Genomic DNA, 25,970 nt, shown 5'->3' with positions numbered 1-25,970 from the left:
GAGGGGCAATGGCTAGGATAAGTGCAGCTTATGTTTGAATCTCTTGGTGTCATATCGCTGGATTTGCTTCGCGGCTTTGAAGCCGCCGCACGGTTGCGCAGTTTCACCGCTGCGGCCATAGAGCTCGGCACCACTCAGCCGGCTATCAGCCAGCAAATCAAGCGTCTGGAAGAACAACTGGCGACCCGGCTCTTTGATCGAGTCTACCGCGGCATTGAGCTGACCGAAGCGGGGCTCATCCTGTTCAGTTACGTACAGACCGGGCTGGAGTCGATGGACGCTGGTCTCAACGCAATCACCGATCAGCATCAGCATGAGGTGCTGCAAGTCGCAACTGACTTCGCCTTCGCTGCCTATTGGCTGATGCCGCGTCTGCATCGTTTCCATGAGGACAACCCCGACGTCGACGTCAGCCTGGTTACCAGCGAGCGCAGTCACAGCATGTTGCGTGCAGATATCGATGTGGCCGTGTTGTTCGGCGACGGGCGTTTCAAGCAGGGCGAAAGCCATTGGCTGTTCAGCGAGGAAGTGTTCCCGGTCTGCAGTCCGCAATTGCTGAAAGGCCGCGACTTACCGTTGCCCACTGTGGCGCTGAAAGAATTTGCGCTGCTGCATCTTCGTGGCGAAGGCAGCAACAACTGGTTTGACTGGAGTGGGGTGTTCCGCGCTCTGAATATTGCGCAGGCACCTGCGCCAGGGCAGCTGCGATTCGACAACTACACGCTATTGATTCAGGCGGCAATCGGCGGCCAGGGCGTGGCTATCGGCTGGCGACACCTGGTGGACGATTTGCTGGAGCAAGGTTTGTTGTGTCGCCCGATCGAAGCCAGCGCCGTCTCAGGATACGGTTATTACATAGTGCTGCCACAACGCAAAAGGCGGGTGCAGATCGTGCAGCGATTTGTGGACTGGTTGAGAAGTGAGCAGGCGGTGAGCGGGGATTTGCTGAAGGGCAAGGCGCTGCCGTCGATTGCGGTTTAGAGCTTGGCACGCGCACCGTTGTAGGGGCGTGCTTGCCCGCGAAGCGGTGTGCCAGCTAACGTTTCTGTGTTGGGACAATCGCATTTCGCGGGCAAGCGCGCTCTCTCATCAAACATAAAATAACCCGTTGCTTCTCCTAGATAAATCTAAGCAGCTTTCACCAACTGCAGCCCCAGCTTTTGGGCTTTGCGCAGCAAAGCCCGCACTTGCTTTTGTTGGCTTTTGGCTTCAAATGCCTCTATCCCCTGTTCAACGTAAGGTTGGCCCTTGGTCAACATCGCATAGATCAGACGGGCCAGCTGGTGAGCGGTGGCTTTGATCGCACAACTGGTGTCCATCCTCGCCAGGCGTGAGCGGTGGCTGGCACCGATGAAGCTTTTGTCGTTGCGCGCATTTGAAGCGGCTTGTTTCAATGCCTGCGCTGCCCGGTTCAGGACTTTGGGGCCACTTCCCGGTAGCGCTTTGCCGCCGGATATACGCGTAGGGGGCGCAAGGCCCAGCCATGAGCAAAAGTGTTCCGATGTCGGAAACCGTGTCAGGTCCGGGCCTATTTCGCTGGACAGTACCAACACCGTATCCACGCCCAGGGTCGGGATGGCGGTCAGATCAACGCCCATGATCTTCCAGAGCGCTTGATGCAAAGCCGCCTGTTCCAGGGCGCAACGATGTGGGCTTCGCAGCACTTTGGTCGAGGGTTGAGGCGCATCGTTAAGCATTGGCAGTTGTTCAAGCGCCTGCATGATCGCCTGATCACACTCGGCGATCTGGCCTTCCAGAAAATCATGGCAAGCGACTTCCTGGGCCAAGGCATGCAGGTGCTCCTGGCGCCAGTTGCCCCGCAAGCTGCGCTCAATCGTTTCGTGATCAGCCTTGATACGCCGATCCCGATAAGCGGCCAGCTTTCGAGGGTCGCGTTCCCCCTCGATGATGGCCCGCAGGATCTTCATTCCCGTCACACCCGCAATGTTGCTGATGACATTGGCCAGCTGGATATTCATCTGGCTCAACGCTTTCTGCATACGATTAAGCGCCTGAGCCTGATCACGGACCTTGTTGGCGCGCTGACGCACTATCGAACGCATGGAACAGGTGGCGTCCGAGGGCCGAAACGCACCCCGCAGAAGGCCGTAGCTCATGAGTTGCCAAATCCATTGGCAATCCAGCACGTCCGACTTGCGGCCTGTTATCTGGCGAGTCGCGCGTGAGTTGACCAGGTAGACGTCGAAGCCGCGCGCATCGAGAATTTCAAACAGGGGAATCCAGTAAACCCCGGTCGCTTCCATCGCAACCACGTTGATCTCCAGCGATTCAAGCCAGTCGGCTAAACCCAGCAAATCATCGGTGAAGGTAGAAAAACGGCGCACTGGGTTATCGCATCGATCAGGGTCTACACCGACCCAATGCTCGCGACTGCCAATGTCGATGCCGGCACAGTGATCGTGAACAACGCGTAAAGGTTGCTGGTGGTTCTTGCGCGCCATGACAATTCCTCGCAGGATTGAAGGGCGCGCGGGGTACACGGTGGCGAAAGGATTCACTCTCTCATACGTGGTCACAGCATGCTGTGCCGACAATGACTCCACGCCGATACCGTGCGGACCACTCTCCTACTCGGGTGCTAGCACACCAGTGCGGGCTACGGTCTCTGCCCCGCGCGCCCTGACAAAGCTAGACGCATCCCCCGTTTGCTGCGCGACAGCGCGGCGTCTGGACGACGGGGGATCTCCTACAGGATTAGCGTCCACCCCACATCACCTGAGTGGATGCCATTTCGAAAACCCGTTAGTTCAGCACGCCATCCAGGATTTCGTAGACGATCCCGCTGCCGATCGCAATCAGCACGACGTCCGGACCAAGGCGGCGCCATTCGTAGCCATCGTACTGCGGCAGGTATTGCAGGGAGCGTTGGTCCAGTCGGCGGCCATAACCGCGGGGCAGCGGGCGGCCCTTGACGATGTGGACGCCAGGGCGCAGCGGCTGACCGCGACCGATGATTTCCCGGTGCTCGCTGATGGTCCGGCGTACATCGCCGAAATCAGCAGGAGGACGACCACCGCGCTGATTATTGCCGCGGCTGTCGGCACGCGGTTCATTGCGATGGTCGTTGCCATTACCGTTGTTATTGCCATTGCCATTGCCGTGAGCGCCCTGTGGACCTGCCTGCTGGCCATGATCCTGATGCTGCCCAGGGCCGTTGTCATCGCCGCCTCGCTGATCCGGCGGTGCAGCCTGCACCAGCGCGCTGGCGCTGAGCACCAACACGCCCAACCCTGCGATCAAACGATTCGAGACCTTCATGTGGCGCACTCCTGAGCAAATACGGGGCAGCAAAAAGGGGTTCAGGACGTGGTCCTGAACCCCTTCGCTGTACGGCTTAGTGTGCTGCCAGAGCCTGAGATTCCTCTGTATCAGGAACTTTACCTTCCGCTACGCGGGCTTTACGTACACCTTCAGAAAGCTGTGAACACAAGCCGAGCACACCGCTGACTGCTTGCTCAGCCGAAGTCGCGCTGGCAATCTGGTCAATCAATGCCGAGCCGACAACCACGCCATCGGCAACACGCGCAATGGCGGCGGCTTGCTCAGCCGTGCGAATCCCGAAGCCGACGCTGATCGGCAGATCGGTGTGGCGGCGCAGGCGTTGCACGGCGTCTTTAACGTGATCAATCGTCGCCGAGCCCGCGCCCGTTACACCCGCTACCGACACGTAGTAAACGAAGCCGGAACTGCCGTTGAGCACGGTCGGCAAGCGAACGTCGTCGGTGGTCGGCGTGGTCAGGCGGATGAAGTCCAGCCCGGCACTTTGTGCAGGGTCGCACAGCTCTGCGTTGTGCTCCGGTGGCAAGTCCACCACGATCAGGCCGTCGACGCCGCAGGCGTGTGCTTGCGAGATGAAGCGCTCAATCCCGTAATTGTGAATCGGGTTGTAGTAACCCATCAGCACCAGAGGCGTTGCGCTGTCTTCCTCACGAAACTCACGAACCATCTGCAGCGTCTTTGCCAGGTTCTGTTTGGCGTTCAGCGCGCGGATGTTGGCCAGCTGGATGGCCGGGCCGTCCGCCATTGGATCAGTGAACGGCATGCCCAGCTCGATGACATCAGCACCGGCTTTAGGGAGGCCCTTGAGAATGGCCAGCGAGGTGTCATAGCCCGGGTCGCCCGCAGTGATGAAGGTCACCAACGCTGCGCGGTTTTGTTCTTTCAGCTCGGCAAAACGCGTTTGCAGACGGCTCATCAATGTTTCTCCTGCTGGGACAGATCCAGATGGTGCATCACGGTTTGCATGTCTTTGTCGCCACGACCGGACAGGTTGACCACCATCAGGTGATCCTTCGGCAGGGAGGGTGCGCGTTTGAAGACCTCGGCCAACGCGTGGGCAGTTTCCAGCGCCGGGATGATGCCTTCCAGACGGCAGCATTTATGGAAAGCCGCCAGTGCTTCATCGTCCGTCACCGAGGTGTATTCGACGCGGCCGATGTCATGCAACCAGGCGTGCTCCGGGCCGATGCCTGGATAGTCGAGGCCGGCGGAAATCGAATGGGCGTCGATGATCTGGCCATCGTCGTCCTGCAGCAGGAAGGTCCGGTTGCCGTGCAGGACACCGGGTACGCCGCCGTTCAGGCTGGCAGCGTGCTTGCCGGTTTCGATGCCGTGGCCGGCCGCTTCCACGCCAATGATGCGCACCGAAGTGTCGTCCAGGAACGGATGGAACAAGCCCATCGCGTTGGAGCCACCACCGATGCATGCCACCAGGCTGTCCGGCAGGCGACCTTCCTGCTCCTGCATCTGCACGCGGGTCTCCTTACCGATGACCGATTGAAAATCGCGGACCATCGCTGGATATGGGTGCGGGCCTGCGACGGTGCCGATCAGGTAAAACGTGCTGTCGACATTCGTCACCCAGTCACGCAGCGCCTCGTTCATCGCGTCTTTCAGCGTACCTGTGCCTGCGACCACTGGAATGATCGTCGCGCCCAGTAGCTTCATGCGGAACACGTTCGCCTGCTGACGTTCGATGTCGGTAGTGCCCATGTAAATCACGCACTCCAGACCGAAACGCGCTGCAACGGTTGCCGTTGCAACACCGTGCATGCCGGCGCCGGTCTCGGCGATGATGCGTTTTTTGCCCATGCGTCGCGCCAGCAGGATCTGGCCGATGCAGTTGTTGATCTTGTGCGCGCCGGTGTGATTGAGCTCCTCGCGCTTCAGGTAAATCTTCGCACCGCCGCAGTACTCGGTCAGGCGCTCGGCGAAGTAAAGCGGGTTGGGACGGCCGACGTAATCGCGCTGAAAATAAGCCAGATCCTTCAAGAACGAAGGATCGTTCTTGGCGATTTCGTACTCGCGGTTCAGGTCGAGAATGAGCGGCATCAGGGTTTCGGCAACGTAGCGACCGCCAAAGGCGCCGAACATGCCCCGGTCATCCGGGCCTTCGCGGTATGCAGTTTGAGTCTGGGTCATGGGGACCTCCGGGATGCGAATTAGGTTAGCCGTCAGGCAGTGATCACACTTTAACCAGCGCCAAGCAAGATTAAAACCGATAAGATCGCTGCAACCTGTTAGGAAAACTCACACATATCATGAGCCGCGATCTGCCTCCGCTTAACGCCGTACGTGCCTTCGAAGCCACCGCCCGACTGAACAGCGTCAGCTTGGCGGCAGAGCAATTGAACGTAACCCATGGTGCTGTAAGCCGCCAGTTGAAAGTCCTCGAAGAACATCTGGGCGTCGCCCTTTTTGTCAAGGATGGCCGCGGCCTGAAACTCACAGATGCCGGCGTACGGCTGCGCGATGTCAGCGCCGACGCGCTTGATCGCCTGCGGGGTGTTTGCGCTGAGCTTAGCCATGGCAGCGCAGATGCGCCTTTCGTGCTGGGCTGCTCCGGGAGCCTGCTGGCACGCTGGTTCATTCCCAGACTCGGACGCTTGAACGCAGACCTTCCAGACCTGCGCCTGCACCTGTCGGCGGGCGAAGGCGACCTGGATCCCCGACGGCCCGGGCTCGGTGCACTGCTGATATTTGCCGAGCCGCCCTGGCCGGCGGACATGCAGGTGTTTGAGCTCGCCAGGGAGCGCATCGGGCCGGTCATGAGCCCGCGTTACGCGCAGTTTGAACAGCTGCGGCGGGCGCCGGTGCAACGGCTGCTTGACGAGCCGCTGTTGCAAACGACATCAAGGTTACAGGCCTGGCCAACGTGGGCCAAAGAGAATGGCATCGATCCGCACGAACTGAATTACGGTCAGGATTTCGAGCATTTGTATTATTTGCTGGAGGCGGCGGTTGCAGGCCTGGGGGTGGCGATCGCGCCGGAGCCGTTAGTGGCTGAGGATTTGAAAGCCGGACGCCTGGCTGCGCCATGGGGCTTCAGTGAAACCCCGGCGCAGCTGGCGTTATGGGTACCCAAGCGCGCCGCAGATGGACGTGCTCAGGACCTGGCTCGATGGCTCAAGCAGGAACTTGAGCGATCGGGGCGGGCTTGATCAGCCGCGCTTGCACAGCAGGTAGGCAGCCAGCAGGCCGATTGCGCCAACGGCAACGCCCGCGGTAGTCCAAGGGTGCTCCTGCGCGTAGTCACGAGTGGCAACGCTGGTTTCGCGGGTTTTAACCTTGACGTCTTCGTAAACATCGCTCAACAGGCTGCGCGAGTGGCTCAGCGCACTTTCAGCATTGGCTTTCAGGTTTTTCAGGGTCTTGCGCGACTCGTCGGAAGCGTCGGACTTCAAGCCTTCCAGCGACTTGAGCAGACTCTCGATCTCGGCTTCCATGCTTTGCAACGACGCTTTACGGGATGACGTGAATGCCATGGTATGACTCTCCTGCTGTGATGAGTGGCGTGTGTTGTTCCGACTACAAGGTTCTCGGAAAGTGCAGTGCGTCTTACAAACTGCCGTTTCTTCTGAACTTTTAGCCGGCTTTTCGGCACAGAGATAGGGAACACACCATTAGGCGCTGCCACCGAGCAAGGGCCCTCAGGAGAACTGCCATGACTGATCACCACACTTACAAAATGCTGGAGCTGGTCGGCTCATCGACCGTGAGCATTGACGACGCGATTCAGAATGCAATTGCTCAGGCTGCCAAGTCTGTAAAGCTCATGGAATGGTTCGAAGTCCTGGAAACACGCGGTCATATCGAAGACGGTAAAGTCGGCCATTTCCAGGTGACCCTCAAAGTGGGTTTCCGCATCGACAACAGCTGAGCTGCTGAACTTTTGCAGTGGCCGAGTGCCACAACCTTCGCTATACCTACCGCGCAGTCGTGAATCGACGCAGGTTCATGACGCAGGTTCATGTAGTCGGGCCGCTTTTTGAAGCGGCCTTGTTGTTCCAGAAAATGCGCCTGACGAGGGATATACCGATGAAAAAAGTTCTGTTGGCCATTGGCCTGTTGAGTATTGCCGGCACCACTATGGCGGCTGGCAAATCGTGCGATGACGTAAAAGCCGACATCGACGCCAAGATCCAAGCCAAAGGCGTAGCCAACTACACGTTGGAAGCTGTCGAGAAAGGCAGCGCTGCGGACGCCAAGGTGGTTGGCACCTGCGAAGGCGGCAGTAAGGAAATCGTGTACAAACGCGGCTGATGCAAGCATGCGGTGATAAAAAAACCGACGCACCTGGCGTCGGTTTTTTTATGGGGCACTGAAAAGCTGACGCGGGTGGGTTAGCCCCTGGCAGCTTGCGCCAGAACTTCGTAAGAGCGCAGACGATCAGCGTGCTCGTACATGTCGCACGTGAAAATCAGCTCGTCTGCATCGGTCTGTTCCAGCAGCACGTCCAGTTTCGCGCGGATTTTCTCGGGGCCGCCAACTACAGCCAGCCCCAGGAAATCCATGACTGCGTCGCGCTCGTGCGGCAACCACAGGCCGTTCATGCTGTCGACGGGAGGTTTCTGCATGAGACTCTGCCCACGCATCAGGCTCAGAATGCGCTGGTAAACCGAGGTCACCAGATATTCCGCCTGCTCGTCGGTGTCGGCAGCGGCCAACGGTACACCCAGCATCACGTAGGGCTTGTCGAGTACCTCAGAAGGCTGGAAGTGATTGCGGTATACGCGAATGGCTTCGTGCATAAAGCGAGGCGCAAAGTGCGACGCGAACGCATACGGCAGGCCGCGCTCACCGGCCAGTTGCGCACTGAACAGACTCGAACCCAGTAGCCAGATCGGCACGTTGGTGTTGGTGCCTGGCACGGCGATCACACGCTGGTGAGGCTGACGTGGCCCCAGGTAGTTGACCAGTTCGGTGACGTCATCCGGGAAGTCATCTGCGCTGCCTGATCGCTCGCGACGCAGTGCACGTGCGGTCATCTGGTCAGAACCCGGCGCGCGGCCAAGGCCCAGATCGATACGGCCAGGGTACAAGCTCGCCAGGGTGCCAAACTGTTCGGCGATCACCAGTGGCGCATGATTGGGCAGCATGATGCCGCCTGATCCCACGCGAATGGTCGATGTCCCGCCTGCCAGGTATGCCAGCAGCACAGAGGTTGCCGAACTGGCGATGCCATCCATATTGTGGTGCTCAGCGACCCAGAAACGGTTGTAGCCCCATTTCTCGACATGTTGGGCAAGGTCCAGAGCGTTACGCAGCGATCGGGCCGGGCCTTGGTCTTCGCGGACGGGCACCAGATCGAGCGTCGAAATCTTCACATCAGCTAGTCGTTTCATAGGCCGTTGTTGATCCTCTTGGGCTTGATCGGCGCATTCCCGGAAGGAGCATCGCCTGGACAAACCGGCATTAAGACTAAATATTTGCGTTAAGCCATAGGATAAGGCCGGATTTTTGAGTTGCAATGGGCAATGTAAAATTTCCTACTAATTTGGTCGGATTTAGCGATGGGCCTCCCGGCAAAAAAGCACATGTGACACAGGCGTTGAACTAACTCTTGCCTACACTCCTCAGAACTTTGGTCCGCGTGCGAGCGAAATCGCACTTTTCATGAGGAGACACCATGAGCATCGTCAAGAAAGCATCCGCCCACTGGGAAGGTGACCTGAAGTCGGGTATCGGCAGCATCTCTACTGAAACCGGCGTGCTGCGTGAAGCGCCTTACGGCTTCAGAGCCCGCTTTGAAGGCGGCAAAGGTACCAACCCTGAAGAACTGATCGGCGCGGCACATGCCGGCTGCTTCTCGATGGCCCTGTCGATGATCCTCGGCAACGCAAACCTGAAAGCCGACAGCATTGACACTACCGCTGACGTCACACTGGATCAGGTCGATGGCGGATTCGCGATCACTGCAGTTCACCTGACGTTGAAAGCCAAGATTCCCGGGGCCACTCAGGAACAGTTTGAAAAACTGACCACCGATGCCAAAGAAGGCTGCCCGGTTTCGAAAGTGCTGAACGCCAAAATCACGCTGGATGCCACGCTGGTCAGCTGATTTTTTGAAAGCTGTTCCACTCGATGGCCCGCAATTGCGGGCCATCGTCGTTTTGCCCGCTCAGAACCTGAGTGCCGCCTGAGTGTCACATGAAAGGCCCGATGCGCATCGCACGGTGTCGAAGGAGTCGAACATGAAACGTATCGCCGCATTGCTCATTCTCACCGGGTTGACCTCCAGCGCGTTCGCAGCGCCCAAGCCATGCGAGGAGCTCAAGGACGAAATCGAAGCCAAGATCCAGGCACAGAACGTCAGCTCTTACACGTTGGAAGTCGTGACCAACGAGGACGTTCATGACCAGAATATGGTTGTAGGCACCTGCGAAAACGGCACGAAGAAAATCATTTACCAAAACAACGATCGGTAGCAGGCGGCACGTTCTGAACGTGATCCGATGAGACGGGACCCGAGCGCCCAGGTTTCGTCAGCATCATGGGATGCAGAAGATCTCCCCCTCCTCCGCCAGGACGTTGCGCTGCTCGTCTCTCAGCTGCGCGTCGATACTGTTGGTGATGTGTCGAACATCCAGGCGATAACGGCGACCCGCCTCAAAATGGTCGTAATTAATCGTCACGTAACAGGTACGCTCGTTGTAGATATCCATCGACAGGCCCAATGCGCCGGGCGCGTACTCATAGTCGTAACGCACTTCGAGCTTGTGTTTGCCTGGGGTTACCTGAAAAAAGCGACCGTCGTAGGTACGCACCCCATCGAGCTTGTCGGCCATCAGCGTTTTACCAGTGAATGTATGCAGATCGACCCAGGCTTGCTGGGGATCGACGGCGGGCAATGGCCCTGCGCAACCAGCCAGAAAACCCAGGGCGACGAGGGACAGTGGCAAGCGCATGACGAACTCCTTGGGGTGATTAACGATGGTGGTTGCGTCAGAGGCGGGTTGTCCGGCATAACGCTGATCGTTGCTGATGTTCAATATCGACGCTAAGGCCGCTGCATGATTCGATTAAAAAAGCACTGGCTTTCGCTTGGCCTGCCGTTGCTGACGATACTCCTGCTCGGCGGCTGTTCCAGTCTGTCCTATTACTCGCAACTGGCCAGCGGCCAACTGTCCCTGCTGCGGGCTCGTGAGCCGGTCGCCAAGGTCCTTGCCGACCCCCAGCGCAGTCCCCAACTGCGCGAACATCTGCTCAGGTCACAGCAGGCACGGCTGTTTGCGAGCGAGCACTTGTACCTGCCAGACAACCGCAGTTACCGCCTGTATGCAGACATCCACCGGCCCTATGTCGTCTGGAATGTCTTCGCAACGGGCGAATTCTCTCTTGATCCCGTCACTCATTGTTTCCCCATCGCCGGATGCGTGGCTTATCGCGGCTATTACAGCCAGGGCGCCGCACGAGGGGACGCGGCCCTGCAGAAACGCGAGGGCATGGACGTCTATGTCAGCGGCGTGGAGGCATACTCGACGTTAGGCTGGTTCGATGACCCGATCATCAGCTCGATGATGAACTGGGGCGACGAGCGCCTGGCCACGTTGATCTTTCACGAATTGGCCCATCAGCGGTTTTACGTGAAAGACGACACCGAATTCAATGAGTCCTACGCCTCTTTCGTGGAGCAGGAAGGCACGCGCCAATGGCGTGCCGCGCGCGGCCTGCCTGCGCAGGATGGAGCGGCGGAGGCCCAGAGGCGTGACCAATTAATGCAACTGGCCCTCGACACCCGCGGCCGTTTGAAGGCGCTGTACGCTCAGCCATTGAGCCCACAAGTCATGCGCCAACGCAAAGCCGCCGAGTTCGAGCGCTTGCGTAGCGATTATCGACAATTGCGTGACAGCCAGTGGGGCGGTGACAAGCGTTTTGACAACTGGGTGTACGCGCCGATGAACAACGCACGCCTCCTGCCCATCGGTTTGTACGACCAGTGGGTTCCGGCGTTCGAAGCGTTGTTCCGGCAGGTGAACGGGAATTGGCCTGCGTTCTATTCGGCAGTGGAAAAGCTAGGCGGACTGTCCCTGACAGAGCGCAAAGCAGCGTTGCAACGGCTGGCCAATAAGTTTCCGTGATCCCGGGGCTGTAGGAGCGCGCTTGCCCGCGAACGCGTCATGTCGGCTACGAGGTTGGTCAATGGAAAAACGCATTCGCGGGCAAGCGCACTCCTACAAGGAGAAATGCATAGCTTCTGATGTGATCATTTCTCACCCGATTGAATGCGCTCAGCTTTCGAGAAATGCCCGATGCAGGGCGCTCACCGAATCAAAATGATATGTCGGCGCCTCGGCCTCAAGCTCGTCACGACTGCCAAACCCATACCCCACCGCCGCCACGTCCAGACCGTTACGCTTGCCGCCGATCAAGTCATGTTTGCGGTCGCCGATCATCAGCGTTTGCTTAGGATCGAGCTGCTCCTCGTCCAACAAATGCCGGATCAGCTCGACCTTGTCGGTGCGGGTACCGTCCAGCTCGCTGCCGTAGATCAGTTTGAAATGGCGCGCGAAATCAAAGTGCCGGGCGATCTCATGGGCGAACACCCAGGGCTTGGATGTGGCGATGAACAGCGTACGGCCCTGATCCGAGAGTGTGTCCAGCAATTCGAAAATGCCGTCGAACACCAGATTCTCGTAGAGACCCGTCACCTTGAAGCGCTCGCGGTAAAAGCCCACAGCTTCCCAGGCCTTGGCTTCGTCGAAGGCGTAAGTCCGCATGAACTGTTGCAACAACGGCGGCCCGATGAAGTGCTCAAGCTGGGCGATATCAGGCTCATCGATGCCCAGCCTGGTCAGTGCAAACTGAATGGAACGGGTGATGCCTTCGCGTGGATCGGTGAGCGTACCGTCCAGGTCGAGCAAAATATTCTGGTAATGCATGGGTACTCTCAGCAGGGTTTGTCGAAGCCTTCAGCCAGGTGTTGGTCTTTCAACTTCACGTAATTGGTGGCGCTGTAGGGGAAAAACGCTATTTCTTTTTCGGTGAGCGGACGCACCTGCTTCACCGGACGTCCGACATAGAGAAACCCGCTCTCGAGACGTTTGCCCGGCGGTACCAGGCTTCCTGCGCCAATGATCACTTCATCCTCCACCACTGCGCCGTCCATGATCGTGGTGCCCATGCCGATCAGAATGCGATTGCCGACCGCGCAGCCGTGCAGCATGACCTTGTGACCGATGGTCACTTCATTGCCGATCAACAGCGGGAACCCGTCGGGGTTGAACGGCCCGGCGTGGGTGATGTGCAACACGCTGCCGTCCTGCACGCTGGTGCGCGCGCCGATACGGATGCGGTGCATGTCGCCGCGGATAACTGTCAACGGCCAGACCGAGCTGTCGGCACCGATTTCCACATCTCCGATCACAACCGCCGAATGGTCAACGAACACCCGTTCGCCAAGGGCCGGGGTGTGATTCTGGAACGTTCGAATGGCCACGATAGCCTCCTTCTCTGGCGCCGATAGCTGCGGTCGGCGACGATTGTAATTAAGATGCGTGGGTGTTTCTTTTAGCCAAGGTGCCAAACCGTGAGCGCGAACAACCCTCTGTTGCAATCCTACGACCTGCCACCTTTCTCGGCGATTCGCGCCGAGCATGTAAAACCTGCCATCGAACAGATTCTCGCCGACAACCGCGCTGCGATCGCAGACATTCTTGCTAAACAAGGTTCGCAGCCTACATGGGCTGGCCTGGTGCTGGCGATGGACGAACTCAATGATCGCCTCGGCGCCGCCTGGAGCCCGGTGAGTCATCTGAACGCCGTGTGCAACAGTCCGGAACTGCGCGAGGCTTATGAATCATGCCTTCCGGCATTAAGCGCGTACTCGACCGAGATGGGCCAGAACCGTGAGCTGTTCCAGGCCTTCGAAGCCTTGGCCAGCAGCCCGGAGGCAGCACATTTCGACGTTGCCCAGAAGACCATTCTGGAACAGTCTCTGCGCGACTTCCGCTTGTCAGGCATTGATCTGCCGCCGGAGCAACAGAAACGCTACGCCGAGGTACAGAGCAAATTGTCCGAACTGGGGAGCCAGTTCTCCAACCAGCTGTTGGACGCCACCCAAGCGTGGAGCAAGCACATCACTGATGAAGCTGCCCTCGCAGGTCTGACCGATTCGGCCAAGGCGCAAATGGCCGCCGCAGCTCAAGCGAAAGACCTCGAAGGCTACCTCATCACGCTCGAATTCCCGAGCTACTACGCCGTCATGACCTATGCGCAAGACCGCGCGCTGCGTGAAGAGGTTTATGCCGCGTACTGCACCCGCGCGTCTGACCAGGGCCCGAACGCTGGCAAAAACGACAACGGCCCGATCATGGAGCAGATTCTCGATCTACGTCAGGAACTGGCCAAGCTGCTGGGTTTTGCCAGCTTCTCCGAGCTGAGCCTGGCTACCAAAATGGCCGAGTCCAGCGATCAGGTTCTCAGCTTCCTGCGTGATCTGGCCAAACGCAGCAAGCCGTTTGCTGTTCAGGATCTGCAGCAGCTGAAAGCCTATGCCGCCGAACAAGGCTGCCCGGACCTGCAAAGCTGGGACAGCGGTTTCTACGGCGAGAAGCTGCGCGAACAGCGCTATAGCGTTTCCCAAGAGGCGCTGCGTGCGTACTTCCCGGTCGACAAAGTGCTGACCGGCCTGTTCGCGATCGTGCAAAAACTGTACGGCATCGAAATAGCCGAGCAGAAGGGCTTCGATACGTGGCACCCGGACGTCCGCTTGTTCGAAATCAAGGAAAACGGCCAGCACGTCGGACGCTTCTTTTTCGATCTCTATGCACGTGCCAACAAGCGCGGTGGCGCCTGGATGGACGGTGCCCGTGATCGTCGTCGCACCGCCGAAGGCACCCTGCAAAGCCCAGTGGCCAATCTGGTCTGTAACTTCACACCTGCGGACAGCGGCAAGCCTGCGCTGCTGACCCACGATGAAGTCACCACCTTGTTCCACGAATTTGGCCATGGCCTGCATCACCTGCTCACCCGCGTCGAGCACGCAGGTGCGTCGGGCATCAATGGCGTGGCCTGGGATGCAGTCGAACTGCCGAGCCAGTTCATGGAAAACTGGTGCTGGGAGCCGGAAGGCCTGGCGCTCATTTCCGGCCATTACGAGACCGGCGAGCCGCTGCCTCAGGACTTGCTTGAAAAGATGCTGGCAGCGAAAAACTTCCAGTCCGGCCTGATGATGGTTCGTCAGTTGGAGTTTTCGCTGTTCGACTTCGAGCTGCATGCCACCCATGGCGACGGCCGCACCACGCTGCAAGTACTCGAAGGCGTGCGTGACGAGGTGTCGGTGATGCGTCCGCCTGCGTACAACCGCTTCCCGAACAGCTTCGCGCACATCTTCGCAGGCGGCTATGCGGCCGGCTATTACAGCTACAAGTGGGCCGAAGTGTTGTCTGCCGATGCGTTCTCGAAGTTCGAGGAAGAGGGCGTGTTCAACGAGCAGACGGGTCGTGCATTCCGTGAGGCCATTCTGGCGCGCGGTGGTTCGCAGGCGCCGATGGTGCTGTTCGTCGACTTCCGCGGACGCGAGCCTTCGATTGACGCACTCTTGCGCCATTCCGGCTTGAGTGAGGATGCCGCAGCATGACCGAAACACCGCAGCTGATTACCAAAAAACGCTTCATCGCCGGGGCGGTATGCCCGGCGTGCAGCGAGCCTGACAAATTGATGATGTGGAACGAAGACGACGTGCCGCACCGTGAATGCGTGCACTGCGGTTATTCCGACACGCTCAATGCACAGGGGCAGTCAATTCCGAAGGAGCTTGGCACGCGGGTAAACAAACCTGCTGTGAAGCCGGCCGATCCAAAGGTGCAGGGCGTGCAGTTCTTCCCGAATCCCAAGTTGAAGAAGCCGATTGATCCGAGCTGAAGTGAATGACGCAGAAAGAAAGGGATGCTCTTCGAGCATCCCTTTTTGGTGGTTACGGGGCGCCGTTTATATAGGCGAACGACACCTTGCCGCTGACCGGCTCCTTGTAATTCCTGACCTTAACATCGGCGTTTGAATAGCTGCTGTTAAAGGTCGGGATAACGATAGGCGACGTAATATCGCGCATGATCTGCACGCTCACTCGGCCTTGACTGTAGCCCCCTTCAGGACTGCCCGTTAGCGTGAAGGACGTACCCGCTTTGGCCTTGATGATTTTTGCAGATTTGATTTCGTCGTTGGAGCAGCCGTATCTGCTGCTCAGTTTCATGGTGTATTGGAAATTGAAGGGAATGACGCAATCGAGGTTCTAGGAGGCGTTGTTTCCTTCATAGAACGCCACAGTTGCGTCGGAGAAGTCCGTGGGCGTTTTTCCGATGACAACTCGTGAGACCTTGCCGTTTAGTCCATTGTTTCGGTTGTAAACCGCTCTGTAATGAGAGTTGCTGACGTCTGCTTCAAAGCTTGGGAGCACGACCCGCTCGTGGATGCCTATATCTCGCATGATATCGACGGTCATGTGGTCGTCCTGAGTGTTGCCCGAGGCGTTGTCATATAACTGGATGCGTGTGCCTTTTGCCACGCCAGACAGGGACATTGATCGCGCTTCATCATTTTCACAGCCATTCGCGCTCAGATTGACCACGCCCGGGCGCACCGGGATTACGCAAACGAGATCTTGTGCCCTTGTCGCATTCGGGCCTTCATGCAAATAGATGCCGCCATTGTTCAGTGCGTTGGTGTAGCGCTCGGTTTCACCGCTTTTGTAGTTATTGATACCCACGTAGTTAGGCTTCACACCGCAGTTGTCTTCGCGGCGCTTAAGGTAGGTGAGATTATTGTCGTAAGCTGCCGAATCGAGGGTGGTGGAGGTGGCGGGATGAAACTGGTTCATGAGGAAGAGCCGTTTCCATTGCTTGCCCGTGGATGTGGCAACCGCTTTTGTACTGAGCGGTAAATTGCCCCATCGAGTGGGGCATGACCAGTTATGCGCGCTCTCTATGCTGCTGGCAGCATTGCCCAAGGTCGCCCAGTGGTTCTGCACAATCCAGTCCTGGTCAAACAGCACCGTGATTTTTTTGCCCCGAACCCAGTAGTCGCCGGCAACCTCGCGTTTGTCCGCTAACATGATCAGGCGATTATTACGGGCCGCCATTTGATTGATCGTCGGCCATTGATCAGCCGCGAAATGAGCGGGGTCAAACGACACATTCCCCAGTTCCGGCAAGGTGTTGAAAACTTTCTGAAGATCGTCGCGCCCGACGTAGGTTTCGAGGAACAAGGTGATCACTTCGCCTGGATTCCGTTGCAAGAACGGCAAAAACTCGTTTTTCAATTGGGCAGCAAACGGTCCATAGCAGGCAATTTGCTTATGGCAGACTTTGATACGTGCTTCGGGGCGAGGGTTTGCATGCTCGACGTAAAGATCCAGCATAAACCCGCGCACGCCATCGTTGAGTTGCGCTGGCATTTCCTTCAGATTTTGATTGATCTTTTCATAAGAGTTGTGAGTGGTGACCCAACTGTACTCATTAAATGGTTTGTCTCGCGAATCGAGCACTGTCGCATTTGCTTTTAGTGTGGTGGCGCTTAAAAGCGTCGCCAGCAAGCACATTGGATATTTCAGAGTCATTGTCGAAATCCTTTTCGATATGTTTCAGGTACGGGGTTAGCTCATTCATGCCTAGCTCGGCACCTGCTTAGTAGTAGTTGTGTTTTGTGTCAGCGCCACCTGTTCTCCGAATGGGTGTGTTGCAAGATGCGAGCGGTGGTTGGAACTCTGCGGTTAATTTGATTGGCATCGGAAACTTGGAAGCCGATGCTTTTAATAGATAACCCCAACCTTGTGCGACCAGTCTTTGATAGAACAAAGGGCAAATACGCTTGTACTGCACGCGCCAGTGTCCATCGCCAACTTCAAGGCTGCTACATCAACTCTGTTGATGTAGTCGATCCCGCGCTTGAGGCTGTCTTCGTCGCCGTAACCTCCATGCTCCATTTCATCCAGCGCGGCCTGTTTGCTCCAGCCTTGAGCGACGATGCGATACATCGCCGCCACCAGCCCGGTGCGGTCCAAACCGTGCTTGCAATGGATCAACACTGGACCGTTTTCTTGCGCGCTCTGGATAGCACGCAGGCTTTCAATCACGTCTGCGTCATCGATGTGTACGACTTGCAACGGGATCTGCACCTTGGCGATGGAAGGGTCGGACAGCCATTTGCTGTCACTGTCCTTGAGAAAATTGATCACGGTGTGCACGCCCAGTTGTTGCAAAAGCGGCTGGGCAGCGGCGTCGGGCTGACGGCTTCGGTACAGCGTTGGGGTGATTCTGTAGAGGTTGTAGTGACGATCGACCAGTTGGGCCCATTGGTCAGGACGCGTCGATAGCACAGGGGCAGCTTCTTCAGCGTGTGCAAGGGGTGTCACCAACGTAGTAAGCAGAACCAACAACTGAGCAGCAAACGGGCGGAGACGCATGGGGAGACTACCGTCGAAACCAGCCAATATCGGCACGCCGAGTTTTGTCTCCTCACAGTCAATGCGCTGTGAGACGTACGTCAAAAGTTGGTGAAAGCCGTTGATCGGGACCAGGATGTTTTTCCGGGCCTGCGCGTGAAGGCACCCGGCGTTTCGCGATACTGTATGTATGAACAGTTATCGGGAAGCCAGCATGTCTATTCATTTGCCTCCACGCGGACGTGGCTCCGCGACCAATCCGCATAACCGGTTCGCACCCAATCGGTCAGTGGCTGAAGACGACGGCTGGTATCAGGAAGCGCCGTTGACTCAAGGCACGACCGTTACGCTGGAGACCGCCAGAAGCATCATCGCGCGCAATTCCTCGCCCGACATCCCCTTTGATCGCTCGATCAATCCCTACCGAGGCTGCGAGCATGGCTGTATCTATTGTTACGCCCGGCCAAGCCATGCGTATTGGGACATGTCGCCAGGGTTGGACTTCGAGACAAAGCTGATCGCGAAAACCAATGCGGCAGCCTTGTTGGAGCAACAGTTATCCAAGCCCGGGTATAGCGTGGCGCCCATCACGCTGGGTGCGAATACCGATCCGTATCAGCCCATAGAGCGCGAGTACGCGCTCAGCCGAGCGACGCTCGAGGTGTTGCTGCGTTACCGCCATCCAGTGACGATCATCACCAAAGGCTCGCTGATTCTTCGTGATCTTGACCTGCTGGCGGAGCTCGCTAAGTCGAGGCTGGTGTCGGTGTTCATCAGTCTCACGACCCTGGACGATGAACTCAAGCGCATCCTCGAACCTCGCGCTGCCGCGCCAAAGGCCAGACTGCGGGCGATCAGCGTCTTGCGCGGAGCGGGCGTGCCTGTGGGTGTCCTGCTTGCACCGATGATTCCGATGATCAACGACATGGAGCTGGAAAAACTGATGGCCGAGGCCAAGGCCGCGGGTGCGTTGAGTGCAAGCTACGTGATGCTGCGGTTACCTCTGGAAGTTGCCCCGTTGTTCGATGAGTGGCTACAGGCGCATTATCCGCAAAGGGCCGAACACGTGATGAGCCTTGTCCGGCAGAGCCGTGGCGGCGAAGTCTATGACAGCCGCTTTGGCTCACGGATGCGCGGCGAAGGGGTCTTTGCGGAGTTGCTGGCGCAGCGATACAGCCTGGCGATCAAGAAGTATGGTCTGAACCGTAGAGAGAGCTTTCAGCTGGACTGCAGCGCCTTTTGCCCGCCCGGCGGTCAGATGTCGCTGCTGTGACTCGCGAGGCGTCTCATCGCCATCGAGCCGACGCTGAAAGGGTCCCGTCGGAACATCCCGCGCGAGACCCGCGAGCTAGAGCCACGCATTCAGTTTCAATTAAGTTTGCGTCGTTAAGGTGTGTCGGAAGTGACCGATTGGTCTCGTAGGAAAAGTTTCGCACGAAGGCCGTAAAGTGGGTCATCCACAGGATTCGCCGGACAGTCCACTTCAATCCGTCAGAGAGGATGAAACATGAGTGACCAGGATAAGCAGCCAAAGTCTGCAACCGCAGGCGTAACGCCTCAGGTGGAAACCGCCGAAATGGCGCTGCAGCACATCGTCGATGGCTTCAAGCATTTCCGCCATGACGTCTTCCCTCAGCAGGAAGAGCTGTTCAAGAAACTCGCCACCGCCCAACATCCCCGGGCCATGTTCATCACCTGCGCCGACTCGCGCATCGTCCCGGAACTCATCACCCAAAGCTCGCCGGGCGACCTGTTCGTCACCCGTAACGTGGGCAACGTCGTCCCGCCTTATGGCCCAATGAATGGCGGCGTATCGACGGCTATTGAATACGCTGTCCTCGCCTTGGGTGTGCAGCACATCATCGTTTGTGGCCACTCCGATTGCGGTGCCATGCGCGCTGTTCTCAACCCCGATACGCTGGAAAAAATGCCGACGGTCAAGGCTTGGCTGCGCCACGCCGAGGTGGCCAAGACGGTGGTGCAAGACAACTGCAATTGCACCGGCGAGCATGAAACCATGCACGTCCTGACCGAAGAAAACGTCATCGCGCAGTTGCAGCATCTGCGCACACACCCTTCCGTGGCGTCCAAACTGGCCAGCGGTCAGCTGTTCATCCATGGCTGGGTCTACGACATCGAAACCAGCGAAATCCGCGCATACGATGCCGAGCAGGACTGCTTCCTGCCGCTGGATGGCGACCATCCGGTGCCCATGGCGTCGATCCCCCGCGGGCGATATTGATCGCTGGCTGACCCGCTGCGCCTGAGCGCAGCGGCGTCGGCCCTGACGGTTCCACCCTCATACAAGCTCGTAGCGGCCGCGTATTGCGCGTGCCGCCGGGCGTTGTCACGTCTGAATTCCGGAGAGTCGTCATGGCTACTACTGATCTGAAAGCGTTGTTACCACGGGAGCTGCTGGCTTCCGTGGTGGTTTTTCTCGTGGCCCTGCCGCTGTGCATGGGCATCGCCATCGCTTCCGGCATGCCACCGTCCAAGGGCTTGATCACCGGTATTATTGGCGGTCTGGTGGTGGGTTGGTTGGCGGGTTCGCCGTTGCAGGTCAGTGGCCCGGCAGCAGGTCTGGCAGTGCTGGTGTTTGAATTGGTACGTGAGCACGGGATGGCGATGTTGGGGCCTATTTTGCTGCTTGCCGGTGCATTGCAGTTACTGGCGGGGCGCTTGAAGCTCGGTTGCTGGTTTCGCGTCACGGCGCCGGCGGTGGTCTACGGCATGCTGGCGGGCATCGGCGTGCTGATTGTGCTTTCCCAAGTCCATGTCATGTTCGACAGTGGCCCCAAGCCCTCGGGGCTGGACAACCTGGTGGCGTTCCCGCAGACCCTGCTCGGTGCTGTCGGCGCGGGCAGCGGCATGCAGGCGGGCTTGTTGGGACTGGGTACCATCGCGATCATGTGGCTGTGGGAAAAGCGCCGTCCCCACGCGCTGCGGTTTGTGCCGGGCGCGTTGCTTGGCGTCGGCATCGCAACGGTGGTGAGTCTGGTGATGAGCTTGCAAGTCAAGCGCGTCGAAGTTCCGGCCAACCTCGCTGAAGCCATCGACTGGCTGCGCCCGGCTGACCTGATGAATCTGGCGGACCCTGCCATCTTGATCGCGGCGATTGCCGTGGCCTTTATCGCCAGCGCCGAGACGCTTCTGTCGGCAGCAGCGGTAGATCGCATGCACGATGGCCAACGTTCGGACTTCGACAAGGAACTCAGCGCGCAAGGCGTGGGCAACATGCTGTGCGGGCTGGTGGGTGCATTGCCAATGACTGGGGTTATCGTGCGCAGCTCGGCCAATGTCCAGGCGGGTGCGAAGACTCGTCTGTCGGCGATGTTCCATGGTCTGTGGCTGCTGGCGTTCGTGCTGTTGCTGTCCAGCGTGCTGCAGAGTATTCCAGTGGCGAGCCTGGCCGGTGTGCTTGTTTATACCGGCGTGAAGCTGGTCAACATTCAAGCGCTCAAGGGGCTGGGACGCTACGGCCGGATGCCGATGTTCATCTATGGCGCGACGGCCAGCGCGATTGTCCTGACAGACCTGCTGACCGGCGTACTGATCGGCTTCGGCCTCACATTGGTCAAGCTGGCACTGAATGCATCGCGCTTGAAAATCAATCTCGTGGACCTGCCGGAAGACGGTGAGATGGAGCTGCGCCTGAACGGGTCGGCGACCTTCCTCAAGGTCCCGGCGCTCACGCAGACGCTGGAAACCGTACCACCTGGCACCACATTGCACGTGCCGCTGGGCAATCTGACCTACATTGACCATTCCTGCCTGGAGTTGCTGGAAGAATGGGGGCGGGCCAATGCGGCACAGGGTTCGCGTCTGCTGTTGGAGCAGCGATTGCTCAAGCGTCGCGTAGAAGGACGGATCCGCACTTCCATTGGAGGCGCCGCGTTGCATTGAGGGCGCAGCGCAGGGAGTGCGGGGCTAGTCGTTCCCGCACTCCAGCTCCAGTCCGACACCCAGTTGCCGGGACAGGCTGGGCCAGCGCTTCCAGGCTGCTTCGGTATCCGGGCTGGCAAGGCACTCGCGGTAGGCTTCCACTGACTCCAGCGAGAAACTCTCCTCGTTAAGCATTTCGTCGATAGCGTGATGCACCACTTCGTCCAGCTGGTTGGCGAACGATTCGCCGATCAACTGATGAGCAATGACGCTGGCCACGGTGGTGTTCACCGGGATCAACGGCTGACCCAGATGCTTGATGTAGAGATCATTTACTTCTTCCACCAGGCGGTGGGCCAGGTACGCCTCGTCCAGCAGACCGTCGAGGCCTTCATGGCCGACCATAATGGCCGGCGGCGCACTGAAAAACTGTTCGGCAATTTTCAGCACCGGCTTGATCTGGCTTTCGATCCCGGCCTGTAATGCGACGTCATGGGCAGCGTCCAGCAAATCCGGCACTTGGCTGATGTAGGCAATGACGAAGCGCGTCAGCACGCCTCGTGCGTCTACTTCCGGGACATGAATGGAGGGATGAAGATGAGGAAGTTGCGACTCGAGCTGGCGCGATAGCTGACCCGACTGGTTTTCGTGTTTCTGAGCTCGGCTGATTTGCTCGCGCAATGCGGCAGTGTTCATGGGTGCTCCATAGGCAGTGAAACCAAACGGTCATTATAGAGAAGTCATACGTTAGCTTGCGCACGAGTGACGCTAAGACGTAATTGTCATAACAGGCTCATGCTTAAGTGCATAATTGCCACTCCCCAGAACATCACATGCGCTCAGCCATGACTCGAACCCAAAAAACCGTTTTCATCCTTGTCGCTATTGTGGCGCTGGCGCTTGGCTTCACCGTCTACCGCACACTGTCCGGAACGGATCAGGGCGACCAGACCGCGTTCGTTGATGCAGGGATAATCCTGCTTCCGCAAAGCCGCGCTGTGCCGGATCTGTCATTCACCAATCAGGACGGTCAGCCCCTTTCATTGAGCCAATTGAAGGGCAAATGGACTTTGCTGTTCTTCGGCTACACCTTTTGCCCGGACATTTGCCCAATCACCCTGGCGCAGTTGCGTCAGATCAAAAGCGAACTGCCCGCTGATGCTGTTGCGAATCTGCGCATTGTGCTGATCAGCGTCGATCCCGATCGCGACACCTCGCAACAGCTCAAGCAATACCTGGGTTATTTCGACAAGCAGTTCGTTGGTCTGAGGGCGCCGGTCGATACGCTGCAGAAGCTGGCGAATGCCGTGAGCATCCCTTACTTCCCCGCGGACACCAGCAAGCCCAACTACACGGTCGACCACAGCGGCAACCTCGCCCTGCTCGGCCCGGACGGAACTCAGCGCGGTTTTATCCGCGCGCCGCTGAACAGCCAGAAACTGGTGGCGCAGTTGCCGGGGCTGGTTGAAAGGAAGTAGCAGCGACCGACGTGAGTGCCGGGTTCGATCGTTGTAGGAGCGCGCTTGCGAAGTGATCAGTACATGCGATATGTGTCTATCGTCTGTACCTGAGTCTTCGCGGGCAAGCGCGCTCCTACAGGGAGGTGTGGCGGATGAGGGGTCGAGTCTTACGCGGTATCTGGCTTCACCTGCCTAAATGGCCCGATCAGAACGCTGGAACCACGGCGCCTTTGTACTTCTCAACGATGAACGATTTGGTTTCCGGGCTGTGCAGCGCGGCGACCAGTTTCTGGATAGCCGGTGCATCCTGGTTGTCTTCGCGGGTCACCAGAATGTTGGCGTATGGTGATTCCGCCCCTTCGATGATCAGCGCATCTTTGGTCGGATCAAGCTTGGCGGTCAGAGCGTAGTTGGTGTTGATCAGCGCCAGGTCCACTTGCGTGAGTACGCGCGGCAGGGTCGCCGCTTCCAGCTCGCGGAATTTCAGGTTTTTCGGGTTCTGCTGCACGTCGCTTGGCTTGGCGGTGATGCTGGTTGGATCTTTAAGAGTAATCAAACCGGCCTTGACCAGCAGCAACAGCGCCCGGCCCTCATTGGTGGCGTCATTCGGGATGGCGACGTTAGCGCCATCCGGCAGCTCGGCCAGACTTTTCAATTTGTCCGAGTACGCGCCAAACGGCTCGATGTGAACCTTGGCGACGCTGACCAGGTGCGTCCCCTTGCCCTTGTTGAACTCATCCAGATACGGCTGATGCTGGAAGAAGTTTGCGTCCATGCGCTTCTGATCAACCTGCACGTTCGGCTGAATGTAGTCATTGAAGACCTTCACGTTCAGTGTCACACCTTCTTTGGCCAGCATCGGCTTCACGAACTCGAGGATCTCGGCGTGAGGCACGGCAGTGGCCGCAACGGTCAGGCTCTCATCAGCGTGGGCAGAGAGGGCCGCTACAGCAGCGAATACAGCCAATAACTTCTTCATCTTTTTTGCTCCTGAATGCATGCGTAGGCGCATGCATCTGCCGGCCAGCGACCGGCGAATTCGGTTAACGGTGTGAGAAATGCGCGACCAGTCTGTCGCCGACGGTTTGCAGGATCTGCACCAGGACCAGCAGCAGTACGACCGTCACAAACATCACATCGTTCTGGAAACGCTGATAACCGTAGCGAATCGCCAGATCGCCAAGGCCTCCTGCACCGACCGCGCCGGCCATGGCGGTAAACGACACCAGCGCAATCGCCGTAACAGTGATGGCGGCGAGGATGCCGGGACGTGCTTCGGGCAACAGCGCTTTGATCACAATTTGTCGGGTGGTGGCGCCCATGGCCTGAATGGCCTCGATGATGCCTCTATCTACCTCACGCAGTGCTGTTTCCACGAGCCGTGCGAAGAACGGCGTAGCGCCCGCGATCAGCGGCGGCAAGGTGCCAAGGATACCCAGTGAAGTGCCGGTGATGATTTCCGTGAGCGGCATCATGACAATCAGCAGGATGATGAACGGCAGCGCACGCAGCATGTTCACGATCAAGCCTACGGTCGCGTAGACCGGCTTGTTCTCAAGCAACTGTCGCGGCGAGGTGAGAAACATCAGCACGCCAAGCGGCAAACCCAAGAGGATCGTGAATGCCAGCGAGACGCCAAGCATGGTCAGGGTGTCGCCTGTTGCGAGCCAGATTTCATACCAGTCGACGTTTGAAAACAGAGTGCTTAGGGTATCCATCAACGCAGGATCTCCATGTGAACGTCAGCTGCGGTGAAACGTGCAAACGCAGCGTCCATGTCACCGCCGGTAATGGCCAGCGTCAGTTGCCCGTAAGGCGTGTCCTTGATGCGGTCGATTCGACCCGCCAGGATGCTGTAGTCCACGCCGGTCTCGCGCGCGACGGTACCAAGTAACGGCGCGTAAGTGGCTTCACCCTGAAAGGTGAGGCGCACGATGCGGCCCTGGACGTGGGCAAAATCGCTGTTCTGCTCGTTCTCGTCGACCTGCTCGTCTTCCTGAACAAAGCGGCGTGTGGTCGGATGGCTGGGGTGCAGAAACACATCGGCCACAGCGCCCTGCTCGACGATCACGCCAGCGTCCATCACCGCCACTTGGTCACAGACGCGACGAATCACATCCATTTCGTGGGTGATCAAGACGACGGTCAGCTTTAGTTCGCGGTTGATTTCGGCCAGCAGTTGCAGCACCGACGCAGTGGTCTGCGGATCGAGAGCACTAGTGGCCTCGTCGCAGAGCAGAATTTTCGGCTTGGTCGCCAGCGCGCGTGCGATGCCGACGCGTTGCTTTTGCCCACCGGACAGTTGCGCGGGGTATTTTCTGGCGTGGTCCGAAAGGCCCACGCGTGCGAGCAACTCGGCCACACGCTGATCAATCTGTGCGCGGGACATGTCCCCGGCCAGGGTCAGCGGCATGGCCACGTTGTCGGCCACGGTCTTGGAGGACAGTAGATTGAAATGCTGGAAGATCATCCCGACCTGACGGCGAAAGCCACGAAGACCGTCGGCCTCCAGGGCGGTGACGTCGACATCATCCACCAGAATCTTGCCGCCGCTGGGCGCTTCAAGGCGGTTGATCAGGCGCAACAGGGTGCTTTTGCCCGCGCCGGAGTGGCCAATCAGACCGAACACCTGGCCGTTCTCGATGCGCAAGCTGGTGGGGTGTAACGCGGGAATTTCCCGGTTGGCGACCCGATAGGTCTTATGAACGTTTTGGAACTCGATCACGGAGCGAACCTTGTGGGGCGCGTTGAAAGATCAGCGTGGAATTCATGCACTCATCACGCTGCTGAGCGATGCCATTTCGGCTTCGGCTGGGTAAACCGGGCGCGCATTTTAGCCTGTGGAATCCTGATTGGGCCCAGCCTTCTTAGCATTTATTTCACACTGCACCTGCCGAACGGTCATATCGATGGCCGACTGTCAGTTTGACGGCGTAAATCATGGAATC

29 protein-coding genes are annotated in these 25,970 nt (G+C 58.3%); 13 read left to right on the top strand and 16 right to left on the bottom strand.

Going from position 1 to position 25,970, the window contains the following annotated elements:
• Positions 1-30 precede the first annotated feature (30 nt).
• Positions 31-981, top strand: coding sequence for a choline sulfate utilization transcriptional regulator (locus tag QRN48_RS00375; protein ID WP_285348285.1), 951 nt, complete (start codon positions 31-33; stop codon positions 979-981).
• A gap of 146 nt (positions 982-1,127) precedes the next feature.
• Here QRN48_RS00375 and QRN48_RS00370 read toward each other — a convergent pair whose 3' ends face one another.
• The 4 genes from QRN48_RS00370 to trpB all read right to left on the bottom strand — a co-directional run bounded on the left by QRN48_RS00370 (position 1,128) and on the right by trpB (position 5,442).
• On the bottom strand, positions 1,128-2,462 hold the full coding sequence (locus QRN48_RS00370; protein ID WP_285348283.1) for an IS110 family RNA-guided transposase: 1,335 nt from the start codon (positions 2,460-2,462) through the stop codon (positions 1,128-1,130).
• 301 nt (positions 2,463-2,763) lie between these two features.
• Complete coding sequence (locus QRN48_RS00365) at positions 2,764-3,279, bottom strand: anti-virulence regulator CigR family protein (protein WP_285348281.1); 516 nt, start codon at positions 3,277-3,279, stop codon at positions 2,764-2,766.
• 76 nt (positions 3,280-3,355) lie between these two features.
• Positions 3,356-4,216 carry a tryptophan synthase subunit alpha gene (gene trpA, locus QRN48_RS00360; RefSeq protein WP_191944240.1) on the bottom strand — a complete coding sequence of 287 codons (861 nt, stop codon included), beginning with the start codon at positions 4,214-4,216 and terminating at the stop codon, positions 3,356-3,358.
• Positions 4,216-5,442: a tryptophan synthase subunit beta gene (trpB, locus tag QRN48_RS00355; protein ID WP_037017006.1), complete on the bottom strand. Its 1,227-nt coding sequence runs from the start codon at positions 5,440-5,442 to the stop codon at positions 4,216-4,218. The genes trpA and trpB overlap by 1 nt, the downstream gene beginning before the upstream one ends.
• 119 nt (positions 5,443-5,561) lie before the next feature.
• Here trpB and QRN48_RS00350 point away from each other — a divergent pair, with 119 nt between their 5' ends.
• The gene (locus tag QRN48_RS00350; RefSeq protein WP_285348278.1) at positions 5,562-6,461 is read left to right on the top strand and encodes a LysR family transcriptional regulator; all 900 of its coding nucleotides are present in this window, start codon (positions 5,562-5,564) and stop codon (positions 6,459-6,461) included.
• Here QRN48_RS00350 and QRN48_RS00345 read toward each other — a convergent pair whose 3' ends face one another.
• The gene (locus QRN48_RS00345; RefSeq protein ID WP_037017008.1) at positions 6,462-6,785 is read right to left on the bottom strand and encodes an ElaB/YgaM/YqjD family protein; all 324 of its coding nucleotides are present in this window, start codon (positions 6,783-6,785) and stop codon (positions 6,462-6,464) included.
• A 179-nt stretch (positions 6,786-6,964) separates the two neighbouring features.
• Here QRN48_RS00345 and QRN48_RS00340 point away from each other — a divergent pair, with 179 nt between their 5' ends.
• Positions 6,965-7,180 (top strand): dodecin, encoded by a 216-nt coding sequence (locus QRN48_RS00340; protein ID WP_037017010.1) that lies wholly within the window; start codon positions 6,965-6,967, stop codon positions 7,178-7,180.
• 158 nt (positions 7,181-7,338) lie between these two features.
• A complete protein-coding gene (locus QRN48_RS00335; protein WP_037017012.1) occupies positions 7,339-7,563 on the top strand; it encodes a DUF1161 domain-containing protein in 225 nt (74 codons plus the stop codon).
• Between the two features lie 80 nt (positions 7,564-7,643).
• Here QRN48_RS00335 and QRN48_RS00330 read toward each other — a convergent pair whose 3' ends face one another.
• The gene (locus QRN48_RS00330) at positions 7,644-8,645 is read right to left on the bottom strand and encodes an LLM class flavin-dependent oxidoreductase (RefSeq protein ID WP_285348276.1); all 1,002 of its coding nucleotides are present in this window, start codon (positions 8,643-8,645) and stop codon (positions 7,644-7,646) included.
• 284 nt (positions 8,646-8,929) lie between these two features.
• On the opposite strand from QRN48_RS00330, the gene QRN48_RS00325 reads away from it, so the two are divergent.
• Entirely contained in the window at positions 8,930-9,361 is a 432-nt protein-coding gene (locus QRN48_RS00325) for an OsmC family protein (protein WP_285348275.1), read from the top strand.
• Positions 9,362-9,494: 133 nt separating this feature from the next.
• Entirely contained in the window at positions 9,495-9,728 is a 234-nt protein-coding gene (locus QRN48_RS00320; protein ID WP_037017025.1) for a DUF1161 domain-containing protein, read from the top strand.
• A gap of 63 nt (positions 9,729-9,791) precedes the next feature.
• On the opposite strand, the gene QRN48_RS00315 is transcribed toward QRN48_RS00320, so the two are convergent.
• Positions 9,792-10,208, bottom strand: a complete 417-nt coding sequence (locus QRN48_RS00315; RefSeq protein WP_052075343.1) for a PA0061/PA0062 family lipoprotein — start codon at positions 10,206-10,208, stop codon at positions 9,792-9,794.
• Positions 10,209-10,313: 105 nt separating this feature from the next.
• Between QRN48_RS00315 and QRN48_RS00310 the strand changes: the two genes are divergently transcribed.
• Complete coding sequence (locus QRN48_RS00310) at positions 10,314-11,381, top strand: aminopeptidase (protein ID WP_285348273.1); 1,068 nt, start codon at positions 10,314-10,316, stop codon at positions 11,379-11,381.
• Between the two features lie 150 nt (positions 11,382-11,531).
• Here QRN48_RS00310 and QRN48_RS00305 read toward each other — a convergent pair whose 3' ends face one another.
• Together QRN48_RS00305 and QRN48_RS00300 are read right to left on the bottom strand one after the other, a co-directional pair.
• Positions 11,532-12,182, bottom strand: a complete 651-nt coding sequence (locus QRN48_RS00305; protein ID WP_285348271.1) for an HAD family hydrolase — start codon at positions 12,180-12,182, stop codon at positions 11,532-11,534.
• 8 nt (positions 12,183-12,190) lie between these two features.
• Positions 12,191-12,739 carry a gamma carbonic anhydrase family protein gene (locus tag QRN48_RS00300; RefSeq protein WP_285348270.1) on the bottom strand — a complete coding sequence of 183 codons (549 nt, stop codon included), beginning with the start codon at positions 12,737-12,739 and terminating at the stop codon, positions 12,191-12,193.
• Positions 12,740-12,829: 90 nt separating this feature from the next.
• Here QRN48_RS00300 and prlC point away from each other — a divergent pair, with 90 nt between their 5' ends.
• Both prlC and QRN48_RS00290 read left to right on the top strand, forming a co-directional pair.
• Positions 12,830-14,881: an oligopeptidase A gene (prlC, locus tag QRN48_RS00295; RefSeq protein ID WP_037017032.1), complete on the top strand. Its 2,052-nt coding sequence runs from the start codon at positions 12,830-12,832 to the stop codon at positions 14,879-14,881.
• The gene (locus QRN48_RS00290) at positions 14,878-15,165 is read left to right on the top strand and encodes a YheV family putative zinc ribbon protein (protein ID WP_037017037.1); all 288 of its coding nucleotides are present in this window, start codon (positions 14,878-14,880) and stop codon (positions 15,163-15,165) included. Before prlC ends, QRN48_RS00290 begins: the two co-directional genes overlap by 4 nt.
• A 52-nt stretch (positions 15,166-15,217) precedes the next feature.
• On the opposite strand, the gene QRN48_RS00285 is transcribed toward QRN48_RS00290, so the two are convergent.
• The 3 genes from QRN48_RS00285 to QRN48_RS00275 form a co-directional block, all read right to left on the bottom strand.
• Complete coding sequence (locus QRN48_RS00285; RefSeq protein ID WP_285348268.1) at positions 15,218-15,493, bottom strand: hypothetical protein; 276 nt, start codon at positions 15,491-15,493, stop codon at positions 15,218-15,220.
• 39 nt (positions 15,494-15,532) lie between these two features.
• Complete coding sequence (locus QRN48_RS00280) at positions 15,533-16,855, bottom strand: phosphoinositide-specific phospholipase C-related protein (protein WP_285348266.1); 1,323 nt, start codon at positions 16,853-16,855, stop codon at positions 15,533-15,535.
• A gap of 192 nt (positions 16,856-17,047) precedes the next feature.
• Positions 17,048-17,701 carry a dual specificity protein phosphatase family protein gene (locus tag QRN48_RS00275; protein WP_285348264.1) on the bottom strand — a complete coding sequence of 218 codons (654 nt, stop codon included), beginning with the start codon at positions 17,699-17,701 and terminating at the stop codon, positions 17,048-17,050.
• Positions 17,702-17,894: 193 nt separating this feature from the next.
• Here QRN48_RS00275 and QRN48_RS00270 point away from each other — a divergent pair, with 193 nt between their 5' ends.
• The 3 genes from QRN48_RS00270 (at position 17,895) to QRN48_RS00260 (ending at position 21,583) form a co-directional block, all read left to right on the top strand.
• Positions 17,895-18,953: a PA0069 family radical SAM protein gene (locus QRN48_RS00270; protein WP_285348262.1), complete on the top strand. Its 1,059-nt coding sequence runs from the start codon at positions 17,895-17,897 to the stop codon at positions 18,951-18,953.
• Positions 18,954-19,256: 303 nt separating this feature from the next.
• Positions 19,257-19,922: a carbonic anhydrase gene (locus tag QRN48_RS00265; RefSeq protein ID WP_420806914.1), complete on the top strand. Its 666-nt coding sequence runs from the start codon at positions 19,257-19,259 to the stop codon at positions 19,920-19,922.
• Positions 19,923-20,053: 131 nt separating this feature from the next.
• Positions 20,054-21,583 (top strand): SulP family inorganic anion transporter, encoded by a 1,530-nt coding sequence (locus QRN48_RS00260; protein WP_285348260.1) that lies wholly within the window; start codon positions 20,054-20,056, stop codon positions 21,581-21,583.
• A gap of 24 nt (positions 21,584-21,607) precedes the next feature.
• On the opposite strand, the gene QRN48_RS00255 is transcribed toward QRN48_RS00260, so the two are convergent.
• Positions 21,608-22,258 carry a hypothetical protein gene (locus QRN48_RS00255; protein ID WP_285348258.1) on the bottom strand — a complete coding sequence of 217 codons (651 nt, stop codon included), beginning with the start codon at positions 22,256-22,258 and terminating at the stop codon, positions 21,608-21,610.
• Positions 22,259-22,407: 149 nt separating this feature from the next.
• On the opposite strand from QRN48_RS00255, the gene QRN48_RS00250 reads away from it, so the two are divergent.
• Complete coding sequence (locus QRN48_RS00250; protein WP_285348256.1) at positions 22,408-23,040, top strand: SCO family protein; 633 nt, start codon at positions 22,408-22,410, stop codon at positions 23,038-23,040.
• A gap of 187 nt (positions 23,041-23,227) precedes the next feature.
• Here QRN48_RS00250 and QRN48_RS00245 read toward each other — a convergent pair whose 3' ends face one another.
• The 3 genes from QRN48_RS00245 to QRN48_RS00235 all read right to left on the bottom strand — a co-directional run bounded on the left by QRN48_RS00245 (position 23,228) and on the right by QRN48_RS00235 (position 25,747).
• Positions 23,228-24,001: a MetQ/NlpA family ABC transporter substrate-binding protein gene (locus tag QRN48_RS00245; protein WP_285348254.1), complete on the bottom strand. Its 774-nt coding sequence runs from the start codon at positions 23,999-24,001 to the stop codon at positions 23,228-23,230.
• 64 nt (positions 24,002-24,065) lie between these two features.
• Entirely contained in the window at positions 24,066-24,740 is a 675-nt protein-coding gene (locus QRN48_RS00240) for a methionine ABC transporter permease (RefSeq protein ID WP_037017061.1), read from the bottom strand.
• On the bottom strand, positions 24,740-25,747 hold the full coding sequence (locus QRN48_RS00235; protein WP_285348251.1) for a methionine ABC transporter ATP-binding protein: 1,008 nt from the start codon (positions 25,745-25,747) through the stop codon (positions 24,740-24,742). The genes QRN48_RS00240 and QRN48_RS00235 overlap by 1 nt, the downstream gene beginning before the upstream one ends.
• Between the last annotated feature and the right edge of the window lie 223 nt (positions 25,748-25,970).

The sequence above is a fragment of the Pseudomonas sp. ME-P-057 genome (assembly GCF_030208975.1).
GTDB lineage: Bacteria > Pseudomonadota > Gammaproteobacteria > Pseudomonadales > Pseudomonadaceae > Aquipseudomonas > Aquipseudomonas lutea.
Note: the sequence above shows the minus strand (reverse complement) of the source record. Positions and strands in the feature narration are given on the sequence as shown.